The organism is Roseicyclus salinarum, from assembly GCF_029624655.1.
GTDB classification, from domain to species: domain Bacteria; phylum Pseudomonadota; class Alphaproteobacteria; order Rhodobacterales; family Rhodobacteraceae; genus Roseibacterium; species Roseibacterium salinarum.
Genome location: NZ_JARRSA010000011.1, coordinates 114,129 through 122,900 on the forward strand (window position 1 = coordinate 114,129; position 8,772 = coordinate 122,900).

Annotated in this window: 13 protein-coding genes and 1 pseudogene; 8 read left to right on the forward strand and 6 right to left on the reverse strand. The window is 61.3% G+C overall.

What is annotated here, in order from left to right:
• Window positions 1–40: 40 nt before the first annotated feature.
• Window positions 41–440 (reverse strand): annotated as a pseudogene (locus P6F26_RS19690) (IS6 family transposase); the annotation flags it as partial.
• Window positions 441–642: 202 nt separating this feature from the next.
• On the opposite strand from P6F26_RS19690, the gene P6F26_RS09810 reads away from it, so the two are divergent.
• The 4 genes from P6F26_RS09810 to P6F26_RS09825 all read left to right on the forward strand — a co-directional run bounded on the left by P6F26_RS09810 (window position 643) and on the right by P6F26_RS09825 (window position 3,291).
• Window positions 643–1,458 (forward strand): formate/nitrite transporter family protein, encoded by an 816-nt coding sequence (locus P6F26_RS09810; protein WP_278028502.1) that lies wholly within the window; start codon window positions 643–645, stop codon window positions 1,456–1,458.
• A gap of 320 nt (window positions 1,459–1,778) precedes the next feature.
• The gene (locus P6F26_RS09815) at window positions 1,779–2,069 is read left to right on the forward strand and encodes a sll1863 family stress response protein (RefSeq protein WP_278028503.1); all 291 of its coding nucleotides are present in this window, start codon (window positions 1,779–1,781) and stop codon (window positions 2,067–2,069) included.
• A 166-nt stretch (window positions 2,070–2,235) separates the two neighbouring features.
• The gene (locus P6F26_RS09820; protein ID WP_278028504.1) at window positions 2,236–2,637 is read left to right on the forward strand and encodes a response regulator; all 402 of its coding nucleotides are present in this window, start codon (window positions 2,236–2,238) and stop codon (window positions 2,635–2,637) included.
• 183 nt (window positions 2,638–2,820) lie between these two features.
• Complete coding sequence (locus P6F26_RS09825) at window positions 2,821–3,291, forward strand: SOS response-associated peptidase family protein (RefSeq protein WP_278028505.1); 471 nt, start codon at window positions 2,821–2,823, stop codon at window positions 3,289–3,291.
• 414 nt (window positions 3,292–3,705) lie between these two features.
• Here the strand turns inward: P6F26_RS09825 and P6F26_RS09830 are convergent, their stop codons facing one another.
• The 5 genes from P6F26_RS09830 to P6F26_RS09850 all read right to left on the reverse strand — a co-directional run bounded on the left by P6F26_RS09830 (window position 3,706) and on the right by P6F26_RS09850 (window position 6,514).
• Complete coding sequence (locus P6F26_RS09830) at window positions 3,706–4,572, reverse strand: transglutaminase family protein (RefSeq protein WP_278028506.1); 867 nt, start codon at window positions 4,570–4,572, stop codon at window positions 3,706–3,708.
• Window positions 4,573–4,582: 10 nt separating this feature from the next.
• Window positions 4,583–4,795 carry a hypothetical protein gene (locus P6F26_RS09835; RefSeq protein ID WP_278028507.1) on the reverse strand — a complete coding sequence of 71 codons (213 nt, stop codon included), beginning with the start codon at window positions 4,793–4,795 and terminating at the stop codon, window positions 4,583–4,585.
• A complete protein-coding gene (locus P6F26_RS09840) occupies window positions 4,792–4,926 on the reverse strand; it encodes a hypothetical protein (protein ID WP_278028508.1) in 135 nt (44 codons plus the stop codon). Before P6F26_RS09840 ends, P6F26_RS09835 begins: the two co-directional genes overlap by 4 nt.
• A 186-nt stretch (window positions 4,927–5,112) precedes the next feature.
• Window positions 5,113–5,598 (reverse strand): hypothetical protein, encoded by a 486-nt coding sequence (locus tag P6F26_RS09845; RefSeq protein ID WP_278028509.1) that lies wholly within the window; start codon window positions 5,596–5,598, stop codon window positions 5,113–5,115.
• A 127-nt stretch (window positions 5,599–5,725) separates the two neighbouring features.
• The gene (locus P6F26_RS09850) at window positions 5,726–6,514 is read right to left on the reverse strand and encodes a hypothetical protein (RefSeq protein ID WP_278028510.1); all 789 of its coding nucleotides are present in this window, start codon (window positions 6,512–6,514) and stop codon (window positions 5,726–5,728) included.
• Window positions 6,515–6,921: 407 nt separating this feature from the next.
• On the opposite strand from P6F26_RS09850, the gene P6F26_RS09855 reads away from it, so the two are divergent.
• The 4 genes from P6F26_RS09855 (at window position 6,922) to P6F26_RS09870 (ending at window position 8,519) form a co-directional block, all read left to right on the forward strand.
• Window positions 6,922–7,128 (forward strand): cold-shock protein, encoded by a 207-nt coding sequence (locus P6F26_RS09855; protein WP_278028511.1) that lies wholly within the window; start codon window positions 6,922–6,924, stop codon window positions 7,126–7,128.
• Between the two features lie 113 nt (window positions 7,129–7,241).
• The gene (locus tag P6F26_RS09860; RefSeq protein WP_278028512.1) at window positions 7,242–7,424 is read left to right on the forward strand and encodes a hypothetical protein; all 183 of its coding nucleotides are present in this window, start codon (window positions 7,242–7,244) and stop codon (window positions 7,422–7,424) included.
• Between the two features lie 84 nt (window positions 7,425–7,508).
• The gene (locus tag P6F26_RS09865; RefSeq protein ID WP_278028513.1) at window positions 7,509–8,189 is read left to right on the forward strand and encodes a hypothetical protein; all 681 of its coding nucleotides are present in this window, start codon (window positions 7,509–7,511) and stop codon (window positions 8,187–8,189) included.
• 141 nt (window positions 8,190–8,330) lie between these two features.
• Window positions 8,331–8,519: a hypothetical protein gene (locus P6F26_RS09870; RefSeq protein ID WP_278028517.1), complete on the forward strand. Its 189-nt coding sequence runs from the start codon at window positions 8,331–8,333 to the stop codon at window positions 8,517–8,519.
• Window positions 8,520–8,772 lie beyond the last annotated feature (253 nt).

Sequence of the window (8,772 nt, forward strand, 5' to 3'; positions counted from 1 at the left end):
TTTGATTTCTGTTCCATCTTGTTGAGCGCAACCGGCGTCGAATTCCCGTGCCGGCGCATAGCTTTCTTCAGGAATTTCAGGGCCGCCTCCTTGTCCCGCGTCTTCGTGACGAAGCTTTCGAGCACCTCGCCTTCGTGGTCGACGGCGCGCCAAAGGTAGTGCCGCTCGCCGTTGATCTTCACGAACATCTCATCGAGATGCCATCGCCAGTGGCTGGACTTCATGCCCTCGATCCGGCGTTTCCGGATCTCAGAGGCAAAGGTCGGACCGAAGCGATGCCACCAGAAGCGCACGGTCTCGTGGCTGACGTCGATTGCCCGTTCATGAAGCAGGTCCTCGACGTTCCGGAGCGAGAGCGGGAACCGGACATACATCATCACCGCCAGGCGAATGATCTCGGGGCTCGTCTTGAACCACTTGAAGGGGCTAGGATTGCTCATGGTGGAACGCTAGTCAGCCCCGTGCCCTGCCTCAAGCCAGGTTCCTCTGACAGGTCCAGCTGAAAAGCTTGCGGTGAAATCGAGGACGGCATCGAGATGTGAGCGAACGAGCTAGCAAGGTACGGACGGAGCATCCCGAGCAATGACCGAAAGGCTGCTCCCCGGTCTTTTCCTAAGCCGAAGCATTTGAGGAAGCAGACGCATGTCCGAAAAAGCCGATCTTAACCAAGGCGAACAAAAACAGGCCGATGAGTACGAGAGAGCCCCGGCGTCAGTGATCTTCGAAGCGATCCGTCGGGATGGCGAGCACGAGCTGAAACGACCGTTCAGTGCGCTCTGGTGGTCCGGTGTCGCGGCCGGCCTTGCAATCAGCACCTCGGTTTTGTGCAAGGGGTTTCTGGTGTCGGTTCTACCTGATGTGGACTGGGCCGCTTCCGTCTCGAACCTTGGCTACACAGTTGGGTTTCTTATCGTGATCCTCGCGCGGATGCAGTTGTTCACCGAGAATACGATCACTCCGATCCTGCCGCTCTTCCTGTCGCCGACTTGGGGGAAGCTCGTTCAAATCGCACGGCTCTGGAGCATTGTTTTCATCGCCAACATGGCGGGTTGCTTGGCGGCGGCTCTGGTGCTCGTGTTCGGAAATATCCTGCCCGAGCCGCGGCTCGACGGCATATTGACGGTGTCACGCCACTACGCCGAAGCGACGGCCCATGAGCACTTCGCGTGGGGTATCCCTGCCGGTTTTCTGATCGCGGCGTTAGTCTGGATCATGCCACGTATGGAAAGCGCGGGCGAGGTGCTGATGATCGTAGTTGTCACTTACGTCATCGGTCTTGGGGAGATGTCGCATGTCGTGGCAGGCTCGACGGAACTGTTCATCCTTGTATCGCTTGGCGAGCTTGCGATAGGCCCCGCAATCTTTGGGGGTATTCTTCCCGCCCTTTGCGGGAACGTACTGGGAGGCACTGGGATCTTCGCAGCCCTTACCTACGCGCAGTTGCGTGAGGAAATCTGAGTGGTGCGACTTCAGCCAATCCTGCTCCACTTCGTCGAGACTCGCAGAGGCGTTTCCTTGTCACTGAAATGGGGTGTCGATCTCGCGCCCTCCAGCACCGCCAGGAGAGATGTCCCGCGATGGGTTCGTGGCCTTATTGATTGAAACGCTGCGCCATCTGCTCGAGGCGCTTCGAGCGCGCATCGGCTCAAGCAAAGTACTTCTTGAGGCACCATCCCGGGCACTGGCCGGTCGATAACCCAGATTAGTTCCGCCAGCACTGCTGCAGTCTAGGATATGAACACGTGGAACATGTATCCAGAATGAAAGGGAGAACTCACTTGTCCAATCGCGAAGCTTACGTGAAGAAGGCCAATGCGCAGATCGATCAGTGGAACGCCGAGATCCGCAAGATGAAGGCAAAGGTCGACGAGGCCGAGGCCGATGCGAAGATCCACGCGCAAAAGCAGCTCGACGAGGCGCGCAAACAGCGTGACGAGGCCGAGGCGAAGCTTAAAGAGATGCGCGAGGCCAGCGACGAAGCGTGGGACGACATGAGGTCGGGCTTCGACAAGGCATGGGACAGCATTTCCGGAGCCTTCGAAAGCGCCATGTCCCGGTTCAGGGGGTAGTGCCGATGTCCATGTGTTTCCCGAAGGTTTTTTTTGCGGCACAGCACTTGCGGCAGCGGTTGCCTCCACTGTCGCGCCCGCCTCGGCGCGGGAACATGTCCTGGCGCAACGCCGGCGTGACCGTTGGTGCTTGTGTTACCACGACCTCGGAAGAGGTCGTATAAAAATGACTGACCTGCGTTGCATCGTCCACGTGGAAGACGAGCTAGACATTCTTGAGTTCACTCGAATGGCGCTGGAGATCGTTGGTGGGTTCGAGGTGGTCCAGTTTTCATCTCCGGAGCAGGCGCTAGCTGATATCGAGCATCACAGCCCGGACTTGTTTCTACTCGACTACATGATGCCCGGGATGTCAGGACCTGAATTGTGGCGGCAACTGAGAACTCGGCCACGCTTCCGGAATACTCCAGCGATCTTCATGACGGCCAAGGTCGACATTGAAACGGCCGAGGCATTGAGGTCCATGGGTGCTCTCCAGGTCATCAAGAAGCCATTCGATCCAATGACTCTTAGCAGCTCAATCGAGATTGCATGGGAAACAATGCCAGGGCGGGCCAACACCAAGTGAAGCCACAGTTTGGGCCGTCCTCACGACCTTTTTGCCAAGCAATTATTTTCAAACGCTAGATCAGTCCTCACACTTAAGGTCTTACCATCTTGAGATGGGCAGACGCGGTTCCAAAAGCGCGGCGCCGCCTGGTATGGATACGGAGCGCCTGTGCGCGAGTGGCCGCAGGCCGAAGGACCAGCAATGTGCAACCTCCACGACATCACGACTTCGCAGGAGGCGACGCGTCAACTTTTCCCGGACGGGTCCTGGATCGACCGGGCGGGCAACGTAGAGCCGGGCGACATCTACCCTGACAGGCTGGCGTCCATCGTGTGTCGTGAGGGCGACGATATGGTCCAGCGGAAGGCGCGCTGGGGGCTGCCATCTCCAAAGCAGTTCCATTCCGCGTCCATGATCGATCGTGGCGTCACCAACGTGCTCAAAGCCACCTCACCGCACTGGCGCCGCTGGCTCGGTCTGGACAACCGGTGCCTGGTTTCATTTGATCGCTTCGCGGAGCCTTTGGGAATGGGCAAGGGCAACGCCTGGTTCGAGCCGACGGGTCCGGCTTTCTTCGCCGGCATCCACGTCGAAGACTGGACGAGCATCCGCAATCTAAAGGACGGCGGGACCACGGACGATCTCTTCGCATGGTCCTGTCAGAGCAATTAGCTGTAGTCGCCCCTTTCTGCTCCATGCGCTGTGAGATGGACGCAAAAACCTGTTCTGTAAGGAGAAAAGCCTTGCAGAGCGCGTCGCAGGAGAACAACCGGGCTAGAAACGCCCTAACGAACGAGTTTTTTCGGACAAGACCCTTTGGCTTCTTTGCCGCCGATCGCTGTGGCGTCGACTGGCCTGCCCCAATCGAGTGGTCCAGTTTCTGTCTTAATGCATGACGGGTCTCGGAGCTACGATTGGCGTGGCCGGCGAAGCGGATCCGGATGGCGGGACAAAACAGCCTGATGCACCTGCGACATCTCCGATCGTCCCGATGCCCAGCCGACAAGGAGCGTCTTGCTGCAGTGCAGCACAGCTTACTGAAAGCGGTCGTTCCAACCGCGCTTTGTAAGCCAAATTGGAACCGGCTCATTGGCCTTTGATATTCACCTCGATGCGCATTTCCGACGAAGCGTCGCGCGGCCCGTAGAAGTGTCCGATTACTGGCGAAATCTGCTCCATCCGGCGCCCCACCGCGACCGGGACGAGATCTGCGGACCCCAAGGCGCGGTTCGTGGGGTCGAACGTGATCCAGCCGGCACCGGGCAGGTAGATTTCGACCCAGGCATGGGTCGATCCCTCCCCGGTGGAGCCCGTCAATTGCCGGCGCGGATCGTGAAGATAGCCCGAAACGAGGCGGGCGCCGAAGCCGAGTGTGCGCGCCGCCTCGGCGAAGAGGACGGCAAGATCTCGGCAGGAGCCCGAGCCAAGGTCGAGCGTCTCGAGGGGGCCTTGCGTTCCTTCGACCTCTCGCGACCTGTAGACGGTTTCCATCGCCACTCCTTCCGCAAGATCCTTCAGGAGTGACAGCGTATCGGTCGGGTGTGCCATGACGAATGCACCCGCCCAGCCGGCAAGGCGGCCGGTCGGGTCGGCGTATTGCGGCCCGGCAAGCGCGCCGAGATCTGTCCAATCTTCGGCGCTATACAGGAACGGATAGGACGCGGCCGATGCCGCGATCGGAAAGACGGGCCATCGTGGCGCCTCGAGGTCGATCACTGCGCGTGACGCGATACGCAGACGTCTCGTCGGCTGCCCAAATGTTGCCTCGGCCACGGCATTGCCCGATACGTCCTGCGACCATTCGACATCTGCCGTCGGTTCCACATGGAGCTCGTGCTCGACCAGATGAAGGTGCGGACTTTCCCGCGGCCTGAGCATCATCCGGTGCGGCCCCAGCTCCACGTCTTTCGAATAGTCGTAGGTGGTCACGTGGGTGACGGCGAGTTGCGGCACGCGGCGGGTCCTATTTCGATCCGCCAGAGGAGCGGCGGTCCGTCCGCTGGCCGATGCACGGCATGGCCGTGCGCCACGTGATCGAGGACTTACACCGATCGTAGATCCGATGGTCGAAGCCTTCGCTCCAGAAATAGGTGCCGAAACGGAGACACCCCCGCTCCATCGCGATGTCGACCTGCGCGCGCGTCCGCGCGAAAGACGCTCCCGTTTCGTCCATCATTTCTTCATTTCCTCCCGCTTCTTCAACCAGGCCATGTCGCAGAGGGCCCGCTTGATGAGCGTCCGATTTCGGTCGCTATCGGCCTCGGAGGTGGTGGCGAAGCGCTCGAGAAGAAACTTCACATTGTTCATGGCCTCGTCCCATGAACTTGCCGGTCCGGCGCCAAGCGCGGCATCGAGGCTCTCGTCCTCCTAGTTTCCGACAAATGCGCCGGGAGCGTTCGCCGCCCGGCGGCGCAGGCCGGCAAGGAGCTTGTCTTCGGGGTTTTTGTGCCCATCGAGATCGGTCGGAGGTTCACTCATGCTTCGAATCCTCCCTCATTCGCCAAGACCAGGGCGCGCGCCTCCGGCCACAGGTGTTGCCGATGGCCAGATCCTCTCCTGCAATGGAGGCGCTTTGAGAGCGCTGCTTTCTGCGGGCTGGGCGGTGACCACATCGCGGTGGAGGGCGCAAAATTCGTCTACGGTTACGCCGTCGGCCTGCATGACGAGGCAGATCATCGGGTCGGCAAGCATTTCCTCGAGGAAGTATTCAAGCAAGGCCTTGCCGCTCAGCTTGTCCTCCGCGACCGCGCGCTCGAGTTCGGTCAACGGGACGGTCAGTGTCCTCGACAGGCCCGGATGTGATGCGCGCGGTTGCAGGTGGACCAGCACCGAGGCGATCCAGTCGCCAGGATCGATCCAGTCTACCGGGTCCATCAGTTGTGTCTCGATGAGGTATTCGCCGGCCGGCAGCACCTCGTCGAAACTGTCGAGGCGGAACGGCTTCAGAAATACGGCCACTGTCTTGATCGATTTCGCCATGGCGGACCTTCCTTGTCGGCTGCGCGACCGCTGGACCCTCGTCCGGGCATCGGATCGGCATTTTGCGATCAGTCACTCGTGTAGCAGTCCAGCAGGTCAGCGTGTCGATCGCACAGTGCTCGAGGCCTCAGTGGCCGAGGACGCATTGACCGTCGAGGAGCTGGAAACTGCGGTCGCAGCGCCAGTCGTTGCCCGTACGGTCGAGATGCGCATTGGCCGGCACCCGAAGCGCGACGCAAACGCCCTGGATGACCTCGAAGCCGCGGTCGCATCGCCATCCGGGTCCGCCGGGGCGTTCATCAAGAAATGCGTTTTGGGGCACGACGATTGCGTCGCATCGTTGGCCGATCCGCACGAAACCACGCTCGCATTCCCAGGATGGCCCCCGGCTTGTATTAGTGAGGAAGGCGTTTTCGGGAACAGCAATGGGCAGGCAGGATGCCTCGACGGCCTCGAAGCCACGGCCGCAAGCCCAGCCGCGACCGGAATTGTCTTCGGTCAGGTAGGCATTCTCGGGGAGTTCGATCGGCAAACAGGCGTCTCGGCTCTCCCGGAAACCGCGTTTGCATTCCCAGCCGATGCCCGAGGATTGGAGGAAGGCGTTTTCGGGTACGGGGATCTGCGCGCACGCTCCGTCACGTGCCTGGAACCCGCGGCGGCAATCCCACCCAGCACCGTAGGACCGCCCCGTCGCATAGGCGTTTTCGGGAACCACGATCTCGGCGCAGGCGCCATCCGCGACGCGGTATCCAAGGTCGCAGTCCCAGCCACCGCCATAGTCCCGATCGCTCGCATTCGAGGGCGCAGCGCCGGCCCCATCTTGTGCGGCGGCGGGGAACGGCAAGACGCCGATGCCGATCGCCAGGAAGCACAGCGCAGCTTTCGCCGAATGCGTCCATCTCGCCGGAAGCTTCATTGTGAGATTCAAAGTCTGTCCTTCCGGCCGTTCCGGCCATGACGGCGAAGACCTGTTCCGGCGGAAGCCACCGAACGGTCGAGCATGGGTCATGAGCCATTTCTCATTGACCGAAACGAGCGTCCCGCGTCATGTGACACGCGATACGAGGCGACTGTGCTCGCTTACAGCAACAACCGAGCCCATGCGGTTGCCGCTCTTCATGGAAATGGTTGCGGGAAAGAAAATTTCAATGGCTCGCGCAGTTGCACTTGTGAAGTTTCTCCCGAAAGCGCACTTCGGTAATGCGATTGTTTTTCTTTTCGAACCTCTGCCTCCGCTCGTCCGGCTCTCAGTTGATCGATCCAGACTGACTTTGCCGGGCTGCCGCGTCTTGCGGGCAGCACCAAGGAAAGGAGACCACGGATATGGCCAACGGCACCGTGAAATGGTTCAATTCTTCTAAAGGCTTCGGCTTCATCCAGCCCGAAAGCGGCGGCAAGGACGTTTTCGTCCACATCTCTGCGGTCGAGCGCGCCGGCCTCACCGGCCTCGCCGATGACCAGAAGGTTACCTACGAGGTCGAGGCTGGCCGCGACGGCCGCGAAAGCGCGATGGATCTCGCGCTCGCCTGAGCCTCGACTGTGACGGGGTGGCCCCTGCCGTCCCGTTTCGCATAGCGTCCAAGGCCTGCATACCTCCGGCCAGATTGGGAGGGATTTCCTCCAGCGTGGGACAAGGTTCCGACATGGGCAGCAAAGCGAAGGACGATCGGCTTCGCCCGAAGCGCCAGGAAATGGCTCTTGCGGCGACCGACCGCGCGGCGCGCGAGATCATCCGCTCCGAGGCCGAGGCACGGAAGGATCTGAAGACCCGGCTTAAAGCCAGCCGAATCGAGAAGGAGGCGGACGAACAGAGCGACAAGCATTGATCTCATCCACCGGCTCCGCATCACGATGACATTGAAGGGCCCGCGTTGCAGGCTTGTCATCATCACCAGACGAAGGGACGACACATGACCTCGAACAGCCTCAAGGCCAGCGCCGCGCGTGGCCAGGATATCTTTGCATCGACCCCGAAGCGAAAGAAGGCCGCCACCGAGAAGGAGGCAGCCCCGTCCGTGCAGGTTGGAGCGCATGGTCGCTACCAGATCAAGTCCGGCCGGCTGAATGGCGAATACGTTGCCCGTGCTTTTCCAAAGCCCCCCGCCAGGGCCCAAGGGCTGATCGCCGAGGCTCACGGCGCGACCGAACAGGCAGCCATCGCGGCGCTTCACGAGGCGCTCGACGTCCGCGAGACATCCCGCACCGGCGACCGGCGCACGGACGCCAACAGCGGCGGCAAGATACCCAGCGCCGCGGAATACGCCGAGGCGATCCGGCAGATAGATCTTTCAAAACCGCAGCGCGCGCTCCTCGACGCACTCGCCTTTGCCAAACAGGATGGCCTGACCGAAGTCCGCATGGCGCGCGCGGCCGGCTACAAGTCGCGCGCCTCCGTTCGGAGGTCCTTCGCCGGTATGGGGGTCATGATCGGCCAGTTCCTGTCGATCGACGAGGTCAAGGGCTCCACTCCCGAGCACCTCGAAGGCATCGCGCTTGTTGGATACCGGGGAAGCCCGGATCCCGAGGACACGCCTGCGCCATGGGTCCTGCACGAGGAATTGCGCGAAGCGCTCAGACCTGTGCGCACATAATCCCGGCGCGTCCCTCCGTGCCAGACTGCGCGCGAAGTTTGGCGCGTCAGGGCGCTGAACGATGACGCTCAGGAACTGGCCTGCCCCATGAAAAGTGGTCCTCCCTGAAGTAGGCTTTCGAGCCAGATGGAGGACGAAGGAATGCCCCAGAAGAAGCACAAACCAGAGGAGATCGTCGCGAAGCTTCGGCAGGTCGACGTGCTTCTGCGCGAGGAAAGGCTCGTCACGTTCCAGAAGGGCCGCGTCGTTTTCGACGATTTCGACGGGGTGAAGGACCTCGCGGGCTTCGACACGTCCTACCTCGATCAGGACGGAACTCTCCTGCGCTGAGCCTGGGCGGGCCGGCGGAAGGAAGGGACAGGCGCCCGACACTGCGCACTGGTCGCCCCGCTAATGTGGATCAGCCCGAATCGAGTGGCTTCCCGGCATGGTGTTCCCACAATCCCCGGACATGGCGGCACGGACTTTTCGTGCCGCAAGACACCGAATGCCGCCTTCCGGGCGAAGGGCCCGCTCATGCGTGGCCGCACCGCAGAACAGGAGACGCCATGGACAGCCGTGCCACGACCCCCTTCCGCCCCGC

What these genes read in the sequence shown, in the direction of transcription:
- P6F26_RS09810 (WP_278028502.1), top strand. Translation starts at nt 643, where the DNA reads ATGTCCGAAAAAGCCGATCTTAACCAAGGCGAACAAAAACAGGCCGAT.
- P6F26_RS09820 (WP_278028504.1), top strand. Translation starts at nt 2,236, where the DNA reads ATGACTGACCTGCGTTGCATCGTCCACGTGGAAGACGAGCTAGACATT.
- P6F26_RS09825 (WP_278028505.1), top strand. Translation starts at nt 2,821, where the DNA reads ATGTGCAACCTCCACGACATCACGACTTCGCAGGAGGCGACGCGTCAA.
- P6F26_RS09835 (WP_278028507.1), bottom strand. Translation starts at nt 4,795, where the DNA reads ATGATGGACGAAACGGGAGCGTCTTTCGCGCGGACGCGCGCGCAGGTC.
- P6F26_RS09840 (WP_278028508.1), bottom strand. Translation starts at nt 4,926, where the DNA reads ATGAACAATGTGAAGTTTCTTCTCGAGCGCTTCGCCACCACCTCCGAG.
- P6F26_RS09845 (WP_278028509.1), bottom strand. Translation starts at nt 5,598, where the DNA reads ATGGCGAAATCGATCAAGACAGTGGCCGTATTTCTGAAGCCGTTCCGC.
- P6F26_RS09850 (WP_278028510.1), bottom strand. Translation starts at nt 6,514, where the DNA reads ATGAAGCTTCCGGCGAGATGGACGCATTCGGCGAAAGCTGCGCTGTGC.
- P6F26_RS09855 (WP_278028511.1), top strand. Translation starts at nt 6,922, where the DNA reads ATGGCCAACGGCACCGTGAAATGGTTCAATTCTTCTAAAGGCTTCGGC.
- P6F26_RS09860 (WP_278028512.1), top strand. Translation starts at nt 7,242, where the DNA reads ATGGGCAGCAAAGCGAAGGACGATCGGCTTCGCCCGAAGCGCCAGGAA.
- P6F26_RS09865 (WP_278028513.1), top strand. Translation starts at nt 7,509, where the DNA reads ATGACCTCGAACAGCCTCAAGGCCAGCGCCGCGCGTGGCCAGGATATC.
- P6F26_RS09870 (WP_278028517.1), top strand. Translation starts at nt 8,331, where the DNA reads ATGCCCCAGAAGAAGCACAAACCAGAGGAGATCGTCGCGAAGCTTCGG.